The sequence below is a fragment of the Streptomyces sp. JLYT201 genome, from assembly GCF_059448825.1.
The window spans coordinates 5,559,858-5,579,938 of sequence record NZ_CM182551.1; the positions used below are offsets into that span (position 1 = coordinate 5,559,858).

At 73.5% G+C, this 20,081-nt stretch carries 15 protein-coding genes; 6 read left to right on the plus strand and 9 right to left on the minus strand.

Features of this window, described 5'->3' with window-relative positions; genetic code table 11:
* The first annotated feature begins 34 nt into the window (after positions 1-34).
* Complete coding sequence (locus AC5WAM_RS23305; RefSeq protein WP_366791596.1) at positions 35-598, plus strand: hypothetical protein; 564 nt, start codon at positions 35-37, stop codon at positions 596-598.
* 101 nt (positions 599-699) lie between these two features.
* On the plus strand, positions 700-4,041 hold the full coding sequence (locus tag AC5WAM_RS23310; protein WP_495518684.1) for a tetratricopeptide repeat protein: 3,342 nt from the start codon (positions 700-702) through the stop codon (positions 4,039-4,041).
* Here AC5WAM_RS23310 and AC5WAM_RS23315 read toward each other — a convergent pair.
* Positions 4,020-4,853, minus strand: a complete 834-nt coding sequence (locus AC5WAM_RS23315) for an MmyB family transcriptional regulator (RefSeq protein ID WP_495518685.1) — start codon at positions 4,851-4,853, stop codon at positions 4,020-4,022. The two genes, AC5WAM_RS23310 and AC5WAM_RS23315, sit on opposite strands and share 22 nt — an antisense overlap.
* 221 nt (positions 4,854-5,074) lie before the next feature.
* Here AC5WAM_RS23315 and AC5WAM_RS23320 point away from each other — a divergent pair, with 221 nt between their 5' ends.
* Both AC5WAM_RS23320 and AC5WAM_RS23325 read left to right on the plus strand, forming a co-directional pair.
* Positions 5,075-5,515 (plus strand): VOC family protein, encoded by a 441-nt coding sequence (locus AC5WAM_RS23320; protein ID WP_495518686.1) that lies wholly within the window; start codon positions 5,075-5,077, stop codon positions 5,513-5,515.
* Positions 5,516-5,619: 104 nt separating this feature from the next.
* Positions 5,620-6,738, plus strand: coding sequence for an ADP-ribosylglycohydrolase family protein (locus AC5WAM_RS23325; RefSeq protein WP_495518687.1), 1,119 nt, complete (start codon positions 5,620-5,622; stop codon positions 6,736-6,738).
* A 74-nt stretch (positions 6,739-6,812) separates the two neighbouring features.
* Here AC5WAM_RS23325 and AC5WAM_RS23330 read toward each other — a convergent pair whose 3' ends face one another.
* From AC5WAM_RS23330 to AC5WAM_RS23345, 4 genes are all read right to left on the minus strand, one after another.
* Entirely contained in the window at positions 6,813-7,589 is a 777-nt protein-coding gene (locus AC5WAM_RS23330) for a DJ-1/PfpI family protein (RefSeq protein ID WP_495518688.1), read from the minus strand.
* Positions 7,586-8,590 (minus strand): GlxA family transcriptional regulator, encoded by a 1,005-nt coding sequence (locus tag AC5WAM_RS23335; RefSeq protein ID WP_495518689.1) that lies wholly within the window; start codon positions 8,588-8,590, stop codon positions 7,586-7,588. The genes AC5WAM_RS23330 and AC5WAM_RS23335 overlap by 4 nt, the downstream gene beginning before the upstream one ends.
* A gap of 171 nt (positions 8,591-8,761) precedes the next feature.
* Positions 8,762-10,324, minus strand: coding sequence for a sodium:solute symporter family protein (locus tag AC5WAM_RS23340; protein WP_366791603.1), 1,563 nt, complete (start codon positions 10,322-10,324; stop codon positions 8,762-8,764).
* Between the two features lie 299 nt (positions 10,325-10,623).
* Positions 10,624-11,409, minus strand: a complete 786-nt coding sequence (locus AC5WAM_RS23345; protein WP_366791604.1) for an SDR family oxidoreductase — start codon at positions 11,407-11,409, stop codon at positions 10,624-10,626.
* Positions 11,410-11,483: 74 nt separating this feature from the next.
* Between AC5WAM_RS23345 and AC5WAM_RS23350 the strand changes: the two genes are divergently transcribed.
* The gene (locus AC5WAM_RS23350) at positions 11,484-12,338 is read left to right on the plus strand and encodes a hypothetical protein (RefSeq protein WP_495518690.1); all 855 of its coding nucleotides are present in this window, start codon (positions 11,484-11,486) and stop codon (positions 12,336-12,338) included.
* 128 nt (positions 12,339-12,466) lie between these two features.
* Here AC5WAM_RS23350 and AC5WAM_RS23355 read toward each other — a convergent pair whose 3' ends face one another.
* From AC5WAM_RS23355 to AC5WAM_RS23365, 3 genes are all read right to left on the minus strand, one after another.
* Entirely contained in the window at positions 12,467-12,676 is a 210-nt protein-coding gene (locus tag AC5WAM_RS23355) for a DUF397 domain-containing protein (RefSeq protein ID WP_138960271.1), read from the minus strand.
* 255 nt (positions 12,677-12,931) lie between these two features.
* Positions 12,932-13,789: a helix-turn-helix domain-containing protein gene (locus AC5WAM_RS23360; protein WP_242719125.1), complete on the minus strand. Its 858-nt coding sequence runs from the start codon at positions 13,787-13,789 to the stop codon at positions 12,932-12,934.
* 705 nt (positions 13,790-14,494) lie between these two features.
* A complete protein-coding gene (locus AC5WAM_RS23365) occupies positions 14,495-15,277 on the minus strand; it encodes a GOLPH3/VPS74 family protein (protein ID WP_366791606.1) in 783 nt (260 codons plus the stop codon).
* Between the two features lie 178 nt (positions 15,278-15,455).
* On the opposite strand from AC5WAM_RS23365, the gene AC5WAM_RS23370 reads away from it, so the two are divergent.
* A complete protein-coding gene (locus tag AC5WAM_RS23370; protein WP_495518691.1) occupies positions 15,456-18,134 on the plus strand; it encodes a D-alanyl-D-alanine carboxypeptidase in 2,679 nt (892 codons plus the stop codon).
* A gap of 78 nt (positions 18,135-18,212) precedes the next feature.
* Here AC5WAM_RS23370 and AC5WAM_RS23375 read toward each other — a convergent pair whose 3' ends face one another.
* Complete coding sequence (locus tag AC5WAM_RS23375) at positions 18,213-19,877, minus strand: DUF8823 domain-containing protein (protein WP_366791608.1); 1,665 nt, start codon at positions 19,875-19,877, stop codon at positions 18,213-18,215.
* Between the last annotated feature and the right edge of the window lie 204 nt (positions 19,878-20,081).

A 20,081-nucleotide genomic window follows, 5' to 3' on the forward strand; every position in this document is an offset into this window, starting at 1 on the left:
CTCAAGCGCGCTTGACGTACGAGAGTCGTCCGGCATGACGTACTTCCGCGACCTCGTGCACCCCGCCGCCGGAACGGCCCTGATCAGCCAATGGATCACCGGCACTTCCGAGCGGACGCGTGCCGCAGCCGACGCCGTGACCGAGGAGTGGGCGGCGGGGGAGTGGCCGCCCGCGCTGCTCTCCCAGCACGTGTTCCGGGCGACGGACGGGACGGGCCTGCTCTTCTACGCCCAGTGGACCAGCGACGAGGAGCACCTGACGTGGGCCCGCGCCCGGCGCGGCGCGCTCGTGAGCCGGGTCGACACGCTCGTGCCGGGCATCGAGCGCCCCGGGCTCCACCGGACCCGCCTCCACCGCAGCGTGGTGCACGACGACGGGGGCCGCCCGCCCGGCGCCCTCGCGCTGACCCGGACGACGCCGGACACGGCACCGGGCCTCCTCGCCGCGCACATCCACCTCACGAAGAACGGCGAGGAGCCCTTCGTGATCGAGGAGTGGTCCGACGCCGCCTCCTTCGAAGCAGCCGTCCGCCCCGCCGCCCGCACCGCCAAGCGGTACACGCTCCACCACTCCTTCCTCAACACCCACGCGGGGTGAGGGCCCCGGGCCGCCAGATCGGCCCGGGGGCGTGATCCCCAGCGCTTCGGGGAGTCCTGGGGGACACTGGAGCGCCAGGGGGTGCGGGGCAGGGGAGGGTGATGAGCGAGCCGTCGATGCAGGAGTTGATCCGCAGGCGCAGGCGGTCGGGTTTCGTGGGGCGCCGGAGCGAACTCGCCGCGTTCCGCGACAACTTCGACGTGCCGGTGACCGACGAGCGGCACCGCTTCCTCTTCCACGTGCACGGCAACGCGGGCGTCGGCAAGACGTCGCTGGTCCGCGAGCTGGAGCAAGTGGCCCGGCAGCAGGGCGCGCTGACCGCCTACGTGGACGAGGTGGTCGACAGCGTGCCGGACGCGATGGCCGCGGTCAGCGCCGAGTTCGCCCGGCGGGGCCGCAGGTGCAAGGAGCTCGACCGGATGCTCGCCACCCACCGGGAACGGCGGCACGAGGCCGAGATGGCGAGCCTCGCGGCGACGGCCGACCCCGGCCAGGACCCGGGCACCGTCCCGCCCCCGTCGGCGGGCAGCATGACGGCGGCCCGCGCGGGCCTCGCGGGGCTCGGCCTGCTGCCCGGCGTCGGCGCGTTCGCGGGCGCCATCGAGCCCGCGCAGCTGGCGCAGGGCGCCGACCGGCTGCGGGCGGGCCTGAGCGCCCGGTTCCGCAATCAGGAGGACGTCCAGCTGGTCCTGTCCCCCGAGCGGGTCCTGACCCCGGTGTTCCTCGGCGAACTGGTCGAGGCCGCGCGCGCGTATCCGTGGGTCGTCCTGTTCTTCGACACGTACGAACGGACCGGGCCGTTCCTCGACGGCTGGCTGTGCGACCTGATGACGACGGACCGGTACGGGGCGCTGCCCGCCCACCTCGTCGTGGTGACCGCAGGGCAGCAGGCCTTCGACGCGGCGCGGTGGGACGGATACCTCGACTTCATGGCGGACGTCCCGCTGGAGCCGTTCACGGACCTGGAGGCGCGCGGACTCCTGGCGGGCAAGGGCGTCACCGCCGAACCGGTCGTCGAGGAGGTGCTCCGCCTCTCCGGCGGCCTGCCCGTCCTGGTGTCGACGCTCGCGGAGAGCCGCCCCACCGGTCCGGACGGCGTCGGTGACCCGTGCGCCACGGCCGTGGAGCGCTTCCTGAAGTGGGAACCGGACCCGGTGCGGCGCGCGGTGGCCCTGGCGTGCGCGCTGCCGCGCGGCCTGGACGAGGACGTGTTCCGGGCGGCGGTGGACGGCCTGTGCGCGGACGAGGAGGTGCCGGGCCTGTTCGCGTGGCTGCGGAAGCTGCCGTTCGTCAGCGACCGCGGGGACCGGCTCGGCTACCACGACGTGGTGCGCGACCCGATGCTGCGGCTGCAGCGGCAGCGGTCGCCGCGGGGCTGGGCCGAGCGGCACGGGAGGCTCGCGGAGACGTTCGGGGCGTGGCGGGCCGAGACCGAGGCCTCACTCGGCGCCGACGAGGCATGGGCCGACGGGCGGTGGCGGGAGCTGCGGCTCGCGGAGTCGTACCACCTGCTGTGCGCGGGCGAGCGGGCGGCGCTGCCGGACGTCCTGGGCGATGTCGTCAGCGCCTGCAACCAGGGGGAGTCCGTCGCCCGGCAGTGGGCGCGGGTCCTGGCCGACGCGGGCGGGGACTCCACCGGCCGGGCGGCCGAGGAGTGGGGGCGCGACCTGCTGGCGGCGCTCGCCCACGACGACCTGACCGTGCCGCTGGGGCTGCTGCTCGACCGGGCCGGGCTCGACCCCCGGCGCCGGGCCCTCGCGCACGCGGCGCGGGGCCGCTTCCGGCGCCAGAGCGGTGCCTACGAGGACTCGCTGGCCGACTACGACCGGGCCGTCGCGCTCGACCCGGACCTGATGCGCGCCTACCGCGGCAGAGCCAGCACCCACGGCAAGCGGGGCGACTACGCCGCCGGGCTCGCGGACCTGGACCGGGCCGACGCGCTCGTGCCGGACCAGATCGTGACCCTCCGCATGCGGGGCGAGTTCCAACGGGTCCTCGGGCACTACGAGAAGGCCGTCGACGACCTCGGCCGGGCGATCGGGCTGGCCCCCGAGCAGGAGTACGCCTGGGCGTCACGGGGCGCCGCCCTGCACAGCCTCGGCCGCCACGACGAGGCGCTCCGCGACTTCGGCCGGGCCCTGGAGCTGAAGCCGGAGTACGCCTGGGCGCGGGTGAAGCGCGCGCGGCTCCACATGAGCCTCGGCCGGTCCGAGTGCGCCCTCGCGGACCTGGACCGGGCCGTCGACGACTCCGGCGAGTGGGCGTGGGTGTGGTGCGTGCGGGGCGACGTGCTGCGCCTCGGGCGCCGCTACGAGGAAGCGCTCGTGGACTACGGCCGCGCGCTCGGGATCGAGCCCGGCTACGCGTCCGCCCACGCGGGCCGCGGCGTCACGTTCCTCGGCCTCGACCGGCCGCGCAAGGCCCTCGTGGACCTGGACCGGGCCCTCGAACTCGCCCCGGACCGCGCATGGGCGCTCGCCCAGCGCTCCCGCGCCCGCCGTCGCCTCGGCGACCACGCGGGGGCCCTCGCCGACGCCGACCGGGCGGTCGAGCTGTGGCCCGACTCGCCGTGGGTGCGGTACTGCCGGGCCCGGGTCCTCGTCGCCCTGCACCGGCACGAGGACGCCCTCGCGGACCTGGACCGGGCTGTCGGCGAGGACCCGGGCTACGGACACGCGCTGGCCCTGCGCGGCCGGGTCCACTCCGAGCTGGGGCTCCACGAGCGGGCGCTGGAGGACCTGGACCGCGCGGTGGCGACCGACGAGGACGGCTCCTCGTTCCGTGAGACCAGGTGCGTCATCCGGGTGTGCGTCGGCCGGCTCGACCGGGCCCAGGAGGACCTCGCCCGGCTCACGGCCCCGGACGGGCCCACGGACTGGGCGTGCTGCATGAGAGCGGCGCTCGACCTCATGAACGGGCGCCCCGACCTGGCACTCGTCGGACTCACCGCCGAGGGCGGGCGCGGCGTCGCCCGGGTCGCCTTCGGCGCCGACGCGCTGGCCCAGGCGTACCGCCTCCTGGGGCGCTGGCCGCAGGCGCGCGCGGCGGCCTCGGCCCTGCGCGCCCACGACGAGACGCTCGGCGCGCTGGCCCTCGCCCTCGCCGTGAGCGGGGGCGAGGGAGCGGCCGCGGCCCGCCCGGCCTGGCAGGACACGGCCCGGCTGCTGCGGGCCGACGGGCGCAGGCCCGCCGAGGCCGCGTACCTGGGCGCGGTGGTCGCCGCCGGGCTCGCCGACTGGACCGCGCTCGACGCCCGCCTCGCCCGCTGCGTCCCGCTCGACGCGCCCCGCGCGAACTGGGCGGACCGCGCCGAACTGGCCGCCCTCCTCACGGAACTGCTCCGCGCCCCCGGCGCCGACCGGGCCCGGCTCGCGCCCCGCGTGGCACGGGTGGCCGAGGCCCGCGACGCCTTCCGGGCGCGCTACGCGGAGCCGTCCGTGTAGCGTCGGCGGCCCGGCGCGGAAGGCGCCCCGTCGACCGGTGTCTGGACCAGGAACGCGCCGCCCCCCGGCTCCGGCGCGAGCAGCAGCGTCAGTTCGTACGGGCGCGGGCCGCCGTCGGGAGTGGTGAGGGTGACGGTGCGGGGAGCGAAGTCGGCGACCGAGCGGCAGGACCACCAGGCGTCGAGTTCGGGCCGTTCGGCGCGCAGCAGGGCGGTCACCTCGTGGCTGCGGGACGCCGGGGGCTCGCGGTCGGCGCGGGTGCGGAAGTGGCGGTAGAGGTCGGTGGCCAGCGGCTCCCAGGCGGGCAGGACGCGCTGGTGGGCGGGGTCGGTGGCCAGGAGCAGCAGGAGGTTGCGGCGGTCGGCGGGCACGCGGGCCGGGTCGGGCCAGAGCGCGGCGTACGGCGCGTTCCAGGCGCGCAGGTCGAGGGACGGGGCGAGGAGCGCCGCGGGCGTGGCCAAGGCGTCCAGCAGGCGCTGGTGGTCGGACGGCGCGGCGGGCGCCGCGCCGGGGGCGGCGTACCCCGCCAGGGCGAGGGCGTGGCGGTGGGCCGCGGCGTCCAGGCGCAGGGTCCGCGCCACCGCGTCCAGGACCTGCCGGGAGGTGTCGACGCGGCCCTGCTCCAGCCAGGTGTACCAGGCCACCGAAACGCCGGAGAGCGCCGCGACCTCCTCCCGGCGCAGGCCGGACGTGCGGCGCCGGGGCGTGCCGGGGAGCCCGACGTCCGCCGGGGTCACGCGCTCGCGGTGCGCCCGCAGGAAGCCGCCCAGCTCGCGGCGGAGCGCCACCGGGTCCGGCATCGGGTCTGTCACCGGGTCTGGCATCGGGTCCGCCACCGGGTCTGGCATCGGGGCTGGCACCGGGTCCGTCACCAGGTCCGCCACCGGGTCTGGCATCGAGCCCGTCATCGGCGCACCGGGCCGTCACCGGGTGCGGCGTCGGGGTCCGCCGTCGGGTCCGTCATCGTGTTACCTCCGCTCACCCCATGAACACCCGCCTGGCTGGCGTCCATTCCCCGGGCGAGGCTTGCCGCATGAGCAACGACACCGACCTCACCCCCGTCGTCCGGCGCCGCGTCAACGACTCCTCCGGGTTCACCGAACCCCGCACGCTCATCCGCGTGTACACGCCCCTGGGCACCCTGGAGTCCGTCACCGGCTTCTACGAGCGGCTGCTCGGCGTGGAGCGGGACATGTGGTTCACGTATCCGCAGCAGCGGCTCGCGCTCGCCGTCGTCGGGAGCTTCCTGCTCGTCGAGGGCGACGAGGAGACGCTCGCGCCGTTCCGGGCCACCGACGGCACGCTGATCATCGACTCCGCCGAGACCTATCTGGCCCGGCTCGCGGCGGAGGAGGGCACGGAGGTCCTGGACCCGCCGCACCGCGTCCCGACCGGCACCGGCTTCACCGTCCGGCACCCCGACGGCACGATCGTCGAATACGTCGAACACCGCCCAACTCCCGACGGGAACTAGGGAAACCGCACCTTCGGCACAAACCACTTGCCCCCTGAACCCACCGTTCCCGTTCGATTACAGTGCTGCGGAGTCGGACGGCGAGGCACGGGAAAGGAGGTTCGGTGAGTGCCGTAGCAGCCACCTCGGTGTGGGGCCGCACCGAGCAGCAGGACTTCCGCAGCCGGGTCCGCGGCACGCTGCTCGCGGCCGCCGTCGGTGACGCGCTCGGGGCGCCCGTGGACGGCGCGGACCTGGCGGAGATCCGGGCCGCGCACGGCGCCGAAGGCCTCACCGAACTCGCCCCCGCGCACGGCAGACGCGGCGCCGTGACCGCCGCCACGCAGCTGTCCCTGTTCACCGTGGACGGTCTGATACGCGCCCAGGTGCGGCGCGACACGGGCGCCTGGCACCCGCCGACCGATCTGCACCGGGCGTACCGGCGGTGGGCCGTGACCCAGCGCGACTGGGGGCCCGACGAGCGGCGCAAGGAGGACGGCTGGCTGGCCCGCGAGGAGTGGCTGTACTCGCGGCGCGGGCCCGCCCGCGCCTGCCTCACCGGGCTCGCCGACGAGCGCATGGGCACCCTCGACGTGCCCAAGAACCCGGGCGAGCGCGGCCCGGAGGCCGCCGTCAGGTCCGCGCCCTTCGGGCTGCTCGTGGGGTGGGAGCCGCAGCTCGTGTTCCAGCTCGCCGTGGAGTGCGCCGTGCAGACCCACGGGCACCCCCACGCCTACCTCGCCGCGGGCGCGCACGCCGTGCTCGTGCACGGCCTCGCCCGGGGGGAGTCCCTCGACGGGGCCGTGCAGCGCGCGCTGTCCCTGCTCGCCGCGCGGCCGGGCCACCAGGCCGTCACCGACGGGCTGCGGCACGCGCTCGGCGCCGTACGGCAGGGCATGCCGAACGCGGCCCGCGTCGAGGAGCTGCTCGGCGAGGGCGAGGCGGAGGGCGTCCTCGCCGCCGCCGTGTACTGCGCCTTGGTCGGCGAGGACGTCCGCCACGGCCTGCGGCTCGCCGTCAACCACGGCGCGTCCTCCACGGCGGCGGGCGCGCTGTGCGGGGCCCTGCTCGGCGCGCTGCACGGCGAGACCGCGCTGCCGCCCGCCTGGCTCACCGAACTGGAGGGCCGCGCCACCGTCCTGGAGCTCGCCGACGACTTCGCCATGGAGATGACCCAGGGCCCGGCCCTGCACAGCCCGGCGGGCGCGGCCCCGGGCTGGCTGGCGAGATATCCGAGGGCGTGAAGGGGGGCGCAGCCCCAAAGGGGCGCGGGGAACTGCGCGACCAGCCGAGTCAGATCCGCAGACAAAAGGACGGCCTAAACCTGCGAGTCCTCCAGGAGTTTGAGGGCCCGGGCCTTCAACTCCGCACTGGCCCGACGCCAGTCGCCCGAGTCGAAGGGCGGACGCGGATCGTACTCGACCGCCAGCTGGATCGCGCGAGCGGTATCCGCGTCGGTGAGGCGCGCCGCGAGGTGCAGGGCCATGTCGAGCCCGGCCGAGACCCCGGCCGAGGTGATGAACTTCCCCGACTCCACGAAGCGTTCCGGTACGTACGTGACGTCGTAGGTCTTCTCCAGGTACTCCGCCGACGCCCAGTACGTCGTCGCGCGGCGGCCGTCGAGGAGCCCGGCCGCGGCGAGCACGAGGGAGCCGGTGCACACGGACGTGGTGAAGCGGGTGTGCCGGTCCGTGGCGCGGATCCACTTCAGGAGGGTCGGGTTCTCCATCGCGGCGACGACGCCCCGGTTGCCTGCGCCCGGGACGAGGAGCACGTCGAGGCGGCCCGCCTCGGCGAGGGAGCGCTCGGCGACGACGGCCACGTCACCGGTGTCGGTGCGGACCGGGCCGCGCCGCTCGGCGACCATCGTGACGCGCGCGCCCGGCACGCGCGACAGCACCTCGGCGGGTCCTGCGGGGTCGAGGAGGCTGTAGCCGTCGTAGAGGAGGATGCCGATGCGCGGGCCGTCGGCGCCGGGCTTGCGGGGTGCGTCGGCGTGGGCGGCGGCGGGCCGGGCGGCAAGGCCGGCGGTGGCGAGGGCGGCGGTGGCCGCGGTGGAGCGCAGCAGGGTGCGGCGGGAGGTGGGGTGCGTCATGCCCCGGGAGTCTGCCGCCCGGGTGCCCGCCGCGGGCGGGGCATGTCCGGCATCTTGCGCATCGTGTCCCCGCTGACGCCGTACGCGTCGAGGAGGGCCTGGCGCAGCGTCTGCGCGGAGCCGAAACCGCAGCGGCGGGCGATGGCGGCAAGGGACAGTTCGCTGGAGCGCACGAGGTGCGCGGCGGCCTCGGTGCGGGCGGCGCGCACCGCGCGGGCCGGGGTGGTGCCGAGGTGCGTGCCGAACAGGCGCGTCAGATGCCGGGTGCTCACGCCCGCGCGGGCGGCGAGCGCGGCGGGCGACAGGTCCTCGGTGAGGTGCGCGGCGATGTGGGCCGCCAGGTCCCGGACCAGGCGGTCGCCCGGCGGCGGCGCGGCCAGGAACATGCTGATCTGGGCCTGGTCGGCGGGCCGGTGCAGATACGAGACGAGTTCGCGGGCGACCGTGCGGGCCAGGGTCGGGCCGTGGTCGTCCTCGATCAGGGACAGGGTGAGGTCGAGCGCGCTGGTGACGCCCGCCGAGGTGTAGACGTTGCCGTCGCGCACGTACAGCGGGGCGGTGTCGACGGCCACCGCCGGGTGCCGGGCGGCCAGTTCGGCGCCGTAGCCCCAGTGGGTGGTGGCGCGGCGGTGGTCGAGGAGCCCGGCGGCGGCCAGGACGTAGGCGCCGGTGCACACCGAGGCGATCCGGCGGCTCGTGCGCGCGAGCCGCCGGACCTGGGCGACCAGGCGGGCGTCGGCCGCCGCCCGCGCGTACCCGGCGCCGCCCGCCACGAGCAGCGTGTCCAGCGGCCCGGCGACCGCCTCCAGGCTCAGCCCGGCCCCGAGGGCGATGCCCGAGCTGCTGCGCGCCGGGGCGCGGCCGACGGTGCCGAGCTCGATCTCGTACGGCGGCTCGGCCCCGTACCGGTTCGCGATGTCCAACGCCCCGCTGGGACAGGCGACATCGAGTATCTGCGTGTCGTCGTACGCAACGATAAGAACGCGCCTCGCGCTGGGCATGAAGCCATCCCACCACGCCGCCGTTAGGGACCCGGCTTCGAGGGCGCCCCCGTAGGGCCGCGGGCTCGGGCTTGAGGGGCGCCCCCGAAGGGGCGCGGGGCCCTGTTGATTTGCGGCTCCGCCGCGCGGGCGCGACCAGCCAGGACGGACCCGCAGACGAAGAGGCACCCGCTAGGGACCCGGCTTGGAAGGCGCGGCCTCAGCCTGCCCCGCCAGGGGAAGGGCGGCGGCGGAGCCGTCGTCGTCCGTGTTGATGCGCTCGATCAGCGCGTCCCGCTCCGGCGTGTCCTCCGGCTTGATCCAGCCGATGACGACGAACAGGACGAGCGACACCGCCAGCGGTATGGACACCTGGTACTGGAGGGGCACGCCCCCGTCGACGTTCCAGTTGACGGGGTAGTTGACCAGCCAGAAGGCGAGCAGGCCGAGGCCCCAGCTGGTGAGCGCCGCCGTGGGGCCCGAGCGGCGGAAGGTGCGCAGCAGGCCGAGCATCATCGGGATGGCGATGGGGCCCATGAGTCCGGCGACCCACTTGATGACGACGGTGATGATGTCGTCGAAGGTGGGGGAGTTGACCTGGGTGGCCACCGCCATGGAGAGGCCGAGGAAGACGACGGTGGTGAGGCGGGCCGCGACGAGGCCCGCGCGGTCCGTCCACTGCCGGGCCCTGCGGGACAGGACCGGTGCCACGTCCCGGGTGAAGACGGCCGCGATGGCGTTGGCGTCGGAGGAGCACATGGCCATGGTGTGGGAGAAGAAGCCGACGATGACCAGGCCCAACAGGCCGTGCGGCAGAAGCTGTTCGGTCATCAGGGCGTAGGCGTCCGAGCCGTCGGGCTTCTTCGCGTCGACCAGGAGCGGCGACATCCACATGGGGAAGAACAGGACCAGCGGCCACACCAGCCACAGCGCGGCGGACAGCTTCGCGGACCGCGCGGCCTCGCGGGCGTTGGCCGTGGCCATGTAGCGCTGGGCCTGGTTGAGCATGCCGCCGTTGTACTCGAAGAGCTTGATGAAGAGGAAGGCGAGCAGGAACACCGTGCCGTACGGGCCGACCAGCGGCTTGGCGTGGCCGTCGAGCTCCGGGCGGTCCCACACCCCGAAGAAGCCGCCGTAGTCACCGAGCTTCACGACCACGGCCACGAACATCGCGACCCCGGCGAACAGCTGGATGACGAACTGGCCCAGCTCGGTCAGGGCGTCCGCCCACAGGCCGCCGATGGTGCAGTACACGGCGGTGACCGCGCCGGTGATGAGGATGCCCTGGTTCAGCGAGACCCCGGTGAACACGGACAGGAGCGTCGCGATCGCGGCCCACTTGGCGCCCACGTCGACGATCTTCAGGAGCATGCCGGACCAGGCGAGCGCCTGCTGCGTGGGCAGGTTGTAGCGGTTCTTCAGGTACTCGAGGGGGGACGCCACGTGCAGGCGCGAGCGCAGCCGGTTGATGCGCGGCGCGAAGAGGCGGGCGCCGATCGCGATGCCGAGCGCGATGGGGAAGGACCAGGTGACGAAGGACGTGACGCCGTACGTGTAGGCGATTCCGGCGTAGCCGGTGAACATCACCGCGCTGTAGCCGGACATGTGGTGCGAGATGCCGGACAGCCACCACGGCATCTTGCCGCCGGCGGTGAAGAAGTCGCTGACGTTGTCCACGCGCTGGTGGGACCAGACGCCGATCGCGACCATCACGCCGAAGTAGCCGATGAGCACGGCCCAGTCGAGACCGTTCATATCCCCCTCCCGGGGTCCGCCTTGTGAACTCGGTCAACTCCGCTGATCTGGTGGGGACTTCACCCGTGCGGCGCGGGAACGGCCGGGAAGGGCCCGCTCATCGTCGGTTCGGCCGCGCGGCACGGACAACCGCCCGCACGGTCAAGAGGAAGTAAAATCGTTCGAGTTGGCGACCTTCATTCATATACGTGACCATGAGGGGGAAGGGGAAACCCCCGGCCGCGGGCCGGGGGTGCAGGGTTGGGCGGGCCGGGGGCGCCGGTCGGGGCGGACCGGGACCCGGCGCGCGGGCGGGTGCCTCAGCGCATCAGCTCCCCCGCGTTCACCAGGAGTGACTGCCCGGTGATGGCCCGCGCCCGGTCCGAGGCGAGGAACACGCACGCCTGCGCCACGTCCCCGTCCGTGGCCAGGTCGGGCAGCGCCATGCGTGCGGTGAGCCGCCGCTTCACCTCGTCCTCCGGCACGCCCTCGGCCCGCGCGGTCAGCGCCACGTACGCCTGGACCGGCGGGCCCCACATCCAGCCGGGCTGCACGGTGTTGACCCGGATCCGCAGCGGGCCCAGCTCGCGCGCCAGGGAGTACATCGCCGAGGTCAGCGCGCCCTTCGACGCCGCGTACGCCGCCTGGCGCACCTGCGAGGGGGCCGCCACCGACGACTGCGTGCCGATCAGGACCACCGAGCCGCCGCGCTCCCGCAGCGCGGGCAGGCACGCGCGGGCCATGCGCAGCGAGCCGAGCAGATTCACGTCCAGGACGTCCGCCCAGGTGGCGAAGTCCGCGTCCTGGAGGCCGCCGAAGTGGCTGTCGAGCGCGGCGACCTGGACCAGCGCGTCGACCCGGCCGAACCGCTCGACGGCGAGGTCCGCGAGCGCCGCGCACCGGGCCTCGTCGGTGATGTCCGTCGTCCGGTACGCGGTGCGGGCGCCCCCGGGGTCGATCCGGTCCGCGGCCTTGGCGAGGTTCGCCTCCGTGCGCGCGCCGAGCACGGCGTTGCCGCCCTCGGCCACGACGGCCGCGGCCACCTCGTGCCCGAGCCCCGCGCCGACGCCGGAGACGATCACGGTCTTTCCCTGGAGCAGCGGCATGCGGGCCTCCCGGCTCTGGCCTTCTGTCTGACGGGGCGTCAGAGTATGGGTCCGCGCGGAAGAAGGGGAGAGGCATGGGCGACGACACCCGGTCCACGAAGGCGCCCGGCGAGGCGTACGGCGCGCTCGCCGCGGTCGGGCCCTACGGCGTGCGCCCGGGGCACGCGCTGATCACCATGGTCGAGCCGCACCCGGGACACGAGTTCGCGTACAACCGCTGGTACGAGGACGACCACTACTACGCGGGCGCGATGGCGATGCCCTGGATGTACGCGGGCCGGCGCTGGGTGGCGACCCGGGACCTCCAGCTCCTGCGCGTGCCCGAGAAGTCCGCGGTCGCCCAGCCGGTGACGGCGGGCTGCTACCTGTCGACGTACTGGATCACCGAGGGGCGCTACGCCGAGCACATGCAGTGGACCGTGGCCATCAACAAGCGCCTCAACCGCGACGGCCGCGTCCACCAGGCCCGCACGCACGTCTTCACGGCCTTCCAGGACCACGAGGCGACCGTCTACCGCGACGGCGCCGCCGGGCCGCGCGATCTGCACGCCCTCGACCACCCGTACCAGGGACTCGTCCTGGAGGTGATCGACGCCGCCGGTCCCGGGGAGCGCGCGGAGCTCCTTGAGTGGCTGCGCGCCCGGCACCTGCCCCGGGCGCTCGGGGGTTCGCCCGCCGCCCTGGTCACGATCTTCCGGCCGACGCCGCTGCCGGGCGACCGGATGACGTACGTGAAGCAGGTCGAGGGCGTGGACACCCGGCTCACGCTGCTGTGGTTCCTGGAGTGCGATCCGCGCGCGTGCTGGGCGGAGCGCTTCGCGGCGCGCGAGCCGGAGGTGGCCGCGTCGGGCCTGGGCCGCGTGGAGCTGCTCGCGCCGTTCGTCCCGACGGTGCCGGGCACGGACCGCTACGTCGACCAGCTGCGCTAGCGCTCGACCGGCTGCGCCGGCGCGCCGGGACGAGGCCGAGCCCCCTCGGCCGGGACGGCGGACCAGTCGAGAGGGCTCTGCGGGTGGAGCTATGCGGTTGTCTCTGCGGTTGCCTTCACTGGCACGTATCACCCGAGGTCGTGGGACCCTTCCCGCACCTCGCTCACGAAGGCGTTCCACGAGTCGGCCGGGAAGGCGAGGACCGGGCCGCCCGTGACCTTGGAGTCCCGCACGGAGATCGCGTGCAGAACGGGGGACTTGACCTCGACGCACGCGCCGTTCCCGGTGGAGTAGGACGACTTGGTCCACGAGGGCGACGCGCCTTGCTGGATTGCCATGTTTGCTCCGTTGTGCGCAGTTGGTGAATTGCGGTATCCCGCGGGAGAGCGGTATACGCCAACGCCGTTGCTCTGTTGGCGTGAATGACGCTACTCGCCAACATCGAGTGGCGGATGGTTCGTTCACTCAACCGGATGGCATATTCCAGAGGGGTCTTCCGTCCCGACGCGGCAAAGGTGTACCGTGCGGCGGCTTCGCGGCCGGAGGGTCTCCTGGGATGTCCGGAAGGCTTGCTTCCGAATATTGGCGTGAGGTCAGCGGGCGTAGTCCTTGGCGATGTCGGCGATCAACTGCCGTGACTGGTCCACATTGAGCGCCTGGGCCCGCAAATGCTCGTACATGACGCTGTACTGCTGCACGTCATTGGCCTTTTCCAGATACAGGTCGCTGGTGACGCCCTCGATGTAGACGACGCTGGAATCCGACGCGTCCGGGAACTCCAGGATCGCGTACTGGCCATTCAGGCCGGGGTGCGCGCCCATCTCGAAGGGGATCACCTGCACCGTCACGTGCGGCAGCTGGGACTGCTCGACCAGGTGCTCCAGCTGCTCGCGCATCAGCGCGCGGTTGCCGACGACGCGGCGCAGTGCGGACTCGTCGAGGACGGTCCACAGGCGCAGCGGATTCTCCGGCGCGGCGATGCGCTCCTGGCGGCGCATGCGGACCTGGACCCGTTTCTCGATGTCCGTCGGCGTGGTCTCCGGCAGCGCGCCGGTGATCAGTGCCTCCGCGTACGGCCTGGTCTGGAGCAGACCGGGGACGACCTGCGGGTCGTAGACGCGCAGCGACGCGGCGTCGGTCTCCAGACCGATGTACACGCTGTACGGGATGTCGCCGAAGGAGTGCCACCAGCCCTGCTGGCGGGAGTCCTTGGCCATCTGCATCAGCGAGTCCACGATGCGGTGGTCCTCCACCTCGTACACCCCGCACAGATCGCGGACGTCGCGCTGGCTGATGGAGCGGCGGCCGTTCTCCAGGCGGCTGATCTTCGACTGCGAGACAAGCAGACGCTCCGCCACCTCCTCCGCCGTCATGCCCTTGAGCTCACGGAGCCGCCTCAGCTCCTGGCCGAGCCGGCGACGCCTGACGGTGGGATTGACGTTGGACGCCACGGGAAGTGCACCTCCGGCAAATATGCCTCTACATTGCGTGTCTGCTGTGGAGCAGAGTGCCACCAAGGGGCAACTCGCCGCTGGGAAACAGCAGATACGGCGGCTCTGTGGGGGTGCCGACGCCCCGCGGCGTCGCGTGTGCTTCTCAACGGGCGTGTCGCGTGCGGTGGTTGCGGCCGTGCGGGGCTCGGGCGCCGGTGTGGCCGGCGCCCGAGCCCCGCACGGACCGGCGGCTCCCGAACCGGGTCTCGGGGGACTGCGGCGCGGAGCTTGCGGTGGTGCGGCGCGCCTCACGGCGCGGGGTGCGCCTTGCGGTGCGGTGTGCACCTCAGGGCGCGTGTGCACCTGGGGGTGCGGTGTGCACCTCGCGGTGCGGTGTGCACCTCAGGGGGCGGTGAGCCCCTGGGGGTGCGGGTGCGCCTCACGGTGCGTAGGCGCGGGGTGCGTCACACGGTGCGGGTGACGCGGTGCCGCGTGCGTGCGCGCGTCGGGTGAACGTGCGTGCCGCGGGTGCTGCCGGTTGCTGTGTGCGGCCGTGCCGGGCGCCGCGGCCGGTGCGGGCCGGTGCGCTCGTGGTGCTGGTGTGCTGGTGTGCCGGATCCGGTGCCGGTGCCGGTGTCGGCGGCCGTACCGGTGCCGGTGCGTGCTCGTGCTGTGCCGCGGCCGCGCTGCCCGGGGATCGGCTCCCCGTGCGTGGCCGTTCGATCAGTGGGCCACCGCGCGGGCCATGGCTCCCGCACCCCGGCGCGGCTGCATCGGCACCCTGCCGGGTTCCGTCGCCGCCCTCGCCGTCGTCCGTGCGGGCGGCCGTGCGCCCTGCGGCTGTCCCTGCCCCGCCGTCGCGGGGCTGCGGCGGGGCTGCGCCGCCACGCCGTTCTGGACGTCCATCACGGCGTGTGCCACGAGGCCGCCCATGGGGTCGTGGCGGATCAGATCCCGCAGCCGGGAGCGGGACGATCGTCCCTCGTTGCCCGGATACAGGTGCTTGCCGAGGCCGACCGCGTGGGCCAGCGCGGCGAGCGCCGCGGTCCGTGGGTCCGGCGGTACGCCGGTGCGGATCGCCGAGTCCAGCCGGGACCTGATCTCCCGGCTGATCGCCGTGTCCGTCGCCTGGTAGCGAGTCGTCGGCAGCACTCCGCACATCTGGCCCGCCACGGCATGCACCATGCCGCACCGCTCCAGGTGCGAAAGGTAGGTCTGGCGCAGCCCCAGGCGGGGCCCGCCGATCCAGTGGACCGCGCGAACCGGGCTGCCGCGCCTGCGCAGCAGTTCCAGTGCGGAGTCCAGAGTCGGATCTCCCGTCGGCCGTGGCATCACCACGGCGATACGATCCCCGTCAGGGGCTATCCGTCCGGCCAGCGCCAGCTCCACTAGCTGTGCTCCGGCCAGACCGAGGTCGAGCGACTGCGGCTGCGCTGTGGTACCCGTGGCCGGGTCCAAAGCGAGCAGCAGAAGCTCCTCCGGAATTGTTCTGCGGCTCCTGCCCATCCATGCCTCCCCGCGTGGATGAATGACAGGGTGACCCCTCTCACATTGGTCTGTCGAGAGCGCGTGGGCGGTACGTACGGGAACCAGTAGGTATGTCGTTCTCGTCTACCACGGGGGTTAAGCCCTCACACAGGACACTGGTACATGGTTCGGACAGTGGGTCCGGGCCTCGGTCGGTGTGGCGAAGCACGGCGAGTACGGCGAGTACGAGGAGGAATCGGTGGCGGGCGAGTACCCCGACAGTTCGAAGACGGTTTCTGGCGGGGGCGCCTCTGAGGACGACGCGGCCGCCTCGCCCCCCACGTCCCCCTCGGCCGGTGCGGCCAACGGGGACGCGCGCCTGCGGAACGCGGTGGCGGCCTGGGTCGCCACGGCGGACGCGAAGGACGAGGGCGGCGAGGGCGAGAGCGCTGCTCCGGCCGGAGGTGACGTTTCCCCTGAGGCGGCGGACACCGCGGACGGGACCGCCGCCGACACCGCGGACCGCGCCTCGGGCGAGGGCGCGGATCAGGGTGCCGACGAGGCCGTGGCGGAGCCGGAGGCGACGACCTCTGGCGACGCGTCGGACACGCCGGACGCGCCGAAGTCCGACACGGCCACGGCTGTGTTCCGGACCGACCGGCAGCGGGGCGAGGCCTCGGACGAGGGCGCGGGCGAGAGCGAGGCGGCCTCTGGCGACGCGTCGGACGCGCCGAAGTCCGACACGGCCACCGCCGTGTTCCGGACCGGCCGGCCGCGGGTCGAGACCTCTGGCGACGGCGGTGCCGACGCGGGTGGGCCTCCCGCCGACAAGGCGACCGCGGTGTTCAAGACCGTGCCGTCGTGGGCGAAGAAGGACGAGGCCGAGGACGCCGCTGCCGCCGAGGACGCCGAGCCGGAGGCCGACGCGGACGCCAAGTCCGACGACGCCAAGGCAGGCGAGGGCAAGTCCGGCGAGGCGAAGCCGGGCGAGGGCGAGGCGGCCGCCGCCGACCCGCGTGCCCCGCGAGGCACCGAGTCCGACGACGCCAAGTCGGCCGCCGCCAAGTCCGGCGAAGCCGACAAGACCGGTGCTGCCGAACCGGGCGACGCCAAGTCCGGCGACGCCAAGCCGGAAGGCGCCAAGTCCGGCGACGCCAAGCCGGAAGGCGCCAAGCCCGGCGACGCCAAGCCGGAAGGCGCCAAGCCCGGCGACGCCAAGCCGGAAGGCGCCAAGTCCGGCGACGCCAAGTCCGGTGACGCCAAGGCCGTCGACCAGGCCACCGCCGTCTTCAAGGCCGTCAAGCCCACCGGCCCCGGTACCGGCTCCGGCGGTGTCGACCAGCCCACCACCATGCTCAAGCTCGGCGACGTCAAGGGCGAGAAGCCCAAGGCCGAGTCCGAGTCCGAGCGGACCAGCAAGTTCGTCGCGCTGAAGCCGCTCGACGAGCCCCGCGCCACGCCCGAGCGGAAGGCCCCGCCGCAGGGCGCGCCCAAGGCCCCGGCCGCCTCCGCCGCGACCCCGGCCGCCGCCGCGCAGGCCCCGCAGGCCCCGCAGGCGGCCAAGCCGGAGCCCGCGGAGCGGACCACCCAGCAGCCGCTGCCGCCCAAGCCGCCGCTCGACCTGCTCGCCGAGCTGACGAACACGCCGCCGCCCCCGGAGACCCCGACCCGCACCCTCGTACGGCGGTTCAAGATCTGGACGCCGCTCGTGCTGCTCCTGGCGATTGTGTTTGCAGTCGTACAGGCCGTGCGTCCGCTGCCGGACGCGAAGCTCCGCATGACCGCCAAGGACACGTTCTCCTTCGGCGGCGGCAAGCCCTCCATCCCTTGGCCCGCCGACGGTCAGGCGGCCATGGACGTCGACGGCATCGGCACCTTCGGCACCTCGGGCAAGCCGAAGCCCGTGCCGATCGCGAGCATCGCGAAGGTGATGACGACGTATCTGATCCTGCGCGACCACCCCATCAAGAAGGGGACGGAGGGCAAGACGCTCACCGTCGACGCCCAGGCGCAGCGCCACTACGAGAAGGGCAAGCCGGAGAACGAGTCCGTGGTCAAGGTGACCGAGGGCCAGAAGATCAAGCAGTACGAGGCCCTCCAGGCCGTCATGCTGCCGTCCGCCAACAACGTCGCGCGGATGCTCGCGCGCTGGGACAGCGGCGGCGACGAGAAGAAGTTCGTGGCCAAGATGAACAAGACGGCCAAGGAACTCGGCATGACGAACACCCACTACACGGACCCCAGCGGCCTCGACAAGACCACCGTGTCGACCGCCGAGGACCTGGTGAAGCTCGGCCGGGTGGCGATGGAGAACCCGACGTTCAAGGAGATCGCCCGCCAGCCCAAGTACGAGGACCTCAACGGCGACGAGCAGAAGAACTACTTCGGCCTCGTCCCGACGGTCGCCATCGGCATCAAGACCGGCACCACCACGGCCGCGGGCGGCAACATCCTGTTCGCCGCGGAGAAGAAGGTCGGCGGCAAGACCCAGGTGATCATCGGTGCGGCCCTGGCCCAGTTCGGCAAGCCCGGCGTCGCCAACATCGACCAGGTCACGAACGTCGTGAAGGACCTGATCAGCGGCGGCCAGGACGCGCTCACGGCGAAGACCGTGGTGAAGAAGGGCACGGTCGTCGGCCACGTCGACGACGGCCTCGGCGGCGAGACGCCGGTCATCACCACCAAGGACGTCACGGCCGTCGGCTGGTCCGGTCTGACCGCGAAGCTGGAGCTCACCGACGGCGGCAAGAAGGTCCCGCACACGGCGAAGAAGGGCACGAAGGTCGGCGTCCTGTCCGTGGGCGACGGCACCAACGGCGCCATCAAGGTGCCGGTGGCCCTGGGGAAGGACCTCGCGGAGCCGGGCCTCGGCGCGAAGCTCACGCGGATCGGCTGACGGAGCGCGCGCGAGCGCGAGCGAAAGGGGTGGGGGCGAGCCGGAAGGCTCGCCCCCACCCCTTTGCCGTGCTCCGGGTCAGTCCTTCTCGTTCTCGGGCGCGCAGCGCGGCTGCGGGCCCGAGGGGCCGCTGTAGTTCGAGCCGATGCGCACCTCGCCGGGCTTGGTGACGGTCAGGCGCGTGAAGTCGCCGTCCTTGCGCAGACAGGCGCCCTCGGCCCACAGCCACGGCGAGTAGGCGACGCGGACGATGACGGAGCCGGGCCGCGACATCCGGACCGTCATGTTGGCGCCGTCGGCGGCGACCAGGGTGCCGGGCTTGTCGACGAGCGGCACCGGGTCCTTGACCCGGTAGATCCGCCAGTTGTCGTCGTGCCAGACCTCCTTGAGGTAGCTGGGCCCGCTGGTCACGAGGTTGTGCTCGCGCTCGGCGGCGCCGTCCGGCACGCTGTCGCCCTTGTAGAGCACCACGAAGCCGACGGCCCACTGGTTCAGCCACTGGCGGTAGGAGGCCGAGGAGAAGGCGCCCTCCTTCACCTCGGAGACCGGGCGGCCCTCGTAGAAGAGACGGCCGCGCTCGACGTCCGCCTGGCGGTTCCAGCCGCGCGCCATGTTGATGTACGGCGACAGGACGGCGGCCTCGCGGTGGTCGCGGGCCGGGACGACCTCGACGCGGGTGCGGTCGGCACCGAGCCGCTTGAGCTCCTTGACGACGCCGTCGGTCTCCACGGCCCAGGTGGGCACCTTCGTGTACGCCACTATGTCGGAGGTCGTCTTGATCGACACCCAGATGAGGGACAGGGCGACGGCGCAGATGAGCAGGGCGTGCCGCCAGAGCAGGGCGGGCCTGCCGTTGGGCTTGAGCAGCCGTCCGCGCGGGAAGTCGCGGTTCAGGACGGCGGCGAGCACTATGGCCGGGGCCGCGAGCTCCGCGAGCCGCTCGACGTTCGTGCCGATCGGCGTGGGGATGATCCAGGTCAGCACGACGCCGACCGCGTACACGGCGGCACCGAGCTTCAGCAGCCGCCAGGCGGGCGGCGCGGCCAGGATGACGACCAGGCAGAGCAGGACCGGCGGGAAGATCCGGACGAACGCCATCGGCTGCTCGCCCTCGAAGGGGAACAGCCAGGTCGTGAGGCCGACGACGGCGAACGGCGGCAGGATCAGGGCGAGCGCCTTGCCCCACTCCCGCGACAGCAGATAGGCGGCGCCCACCACGACGATGAACAGGCCCGCCACCGGGCTGCCCATGGCCGCGAGCGCCGCGCAGGCCACGGCGGCCGCGAGCCTGCCGCGGCCGGTCTTGCCGGTGGCGGCGAGGACGGCCCCGACGCCGAAGGCCACACCGAGCATGAAGGTGGCGCGCCCGCACACCACCTGGCACCACAGCGAGAAGCCGACGATGATCGCGGGCCACAGGGGTCTGCGGATGCCGACGCGGGTGATGAGCGCGACGGCCATCCAGGTCGAGGCGAGGCCCGAGGCCATCGCCACGGTCCGCACGCCGAAGGCCGCCATGAGGTACGGCGAGATCACGCTGTAGTTGGCGGTGTGCACCCCGCCGTACCAGAAGAGCCCGTACGCCGAGCCCGGGTAGCGCCGGACGAAGCCGGCCCAGGCCTGCTGTGCCGCGAGGTCGCCGCCGCCCGTCGCGAAGACCGTCCACCACAGCGCGTAGAGCGGCAGTAGACCCAGCGTGATCATCAGTGGCAAGCGGTAGCGCCAGTACCAGGGCTCCCTCATGTCACTCCCCTGATGGCTTCGGGAGAGTGTCGGCGGAGACAGTTCGGCAGAGGCCACGGGCGGCGATCCGTTCGGCTGGCGGGGTCAACTCCTTCGGAGTAGACGCTAACCGCTGCGGAATGGTTGGCGGACAGCGACCCCGAGCCCAGGTATCCGTCAGTATGCGACCGATCGCGGACGGTCGCAGTACATCCACGTCAGAGG

Excerpts from the sequence above, each read along its gene's own strand:
- AC5WAM_RS23355 (WP_138960271.1), bottom strand. The coding sequence starts at position 12,676 with ATGGCAATCCAGCAAGGCGCGTCGCCCTCGTGGACCAAGTCGTCCTAC.
- AC5WAM_RS23335 (WP_495518689.1), bottom strand. The coding sequence starts at position 8,590 with ATGCCCAGCGCGAGGCGCGTTCTTATCGTTGCGTACGACGACACGCAG.
- AC5WAM_RS23310 (WP_495518684.1), top strand. The coding sequence starts at position 700 with ATGAGCGAGCCGTCGATGCAGGAGTTGATCCGCAGGCGCAGGCGGTCG.
- AC5WAM_RS23320 (WP_495518686.1), top strand. The coding sequence starts at position 5,075 with ATGAGCAACGACACCGACCTCACCCCCGTCGTCCGGCGCCGCGTCAAC.
- AC5WAM_RS23330 (WP_495518688.1), bottom strand. The coding sequence starts at position 7,589 with ATGACGCACCCCACCTCCCGCCGCACCCTGCTGCGCTCCACCGCGGCC.
- AC5WAM_RS23340 (WP_366791603.1), bottom strand. The coding sequence starts at position 10,324 with ATGAACGGTCTCGACTGGGCCGTGCTCATCGGCTACTTCGGCGTGATG.
- AC5WAM_RS23365 (WP_366791606.1), bottom strand. The coding sequence starts at position 15,277 with ATGGGCAGGAGCCGCAGAACAATTCCGGAGGAGCTTCTGCTGCTCGCT.
- AC5WAM_RS23375 (WP_366791608.1), bottom strand. The coding sequence starts at position 19,877 with ATGAGGGAGCCCTGGTACTGGCGCTACCGCTTGCCACTGATGATCACG.
- AC5WAM_RS23350 (WP_495518690.1), top strand. The coding sequence starts at position 11,484 with ATGGGCGACGACACCCGGTCCACGAAGGCGCCCGGCGAGGCGTACGGC.
- AC5WAM_RS23305 (WP_366791596.1), top strand. The coding sequence starts at position 35 with ATGACGTACTTCCGCGACCTCGTGCACCCCGCCGCCGGAACGGCCCTG.
- AC5WAM_RS23345 (WP_366791604.1), bottom strand. The coding sequence starts at position 11,409 with ATGCCGCTGCTCCAGGGAAAGACCGTGATCGTCTCCGGCGTCGGCGCG.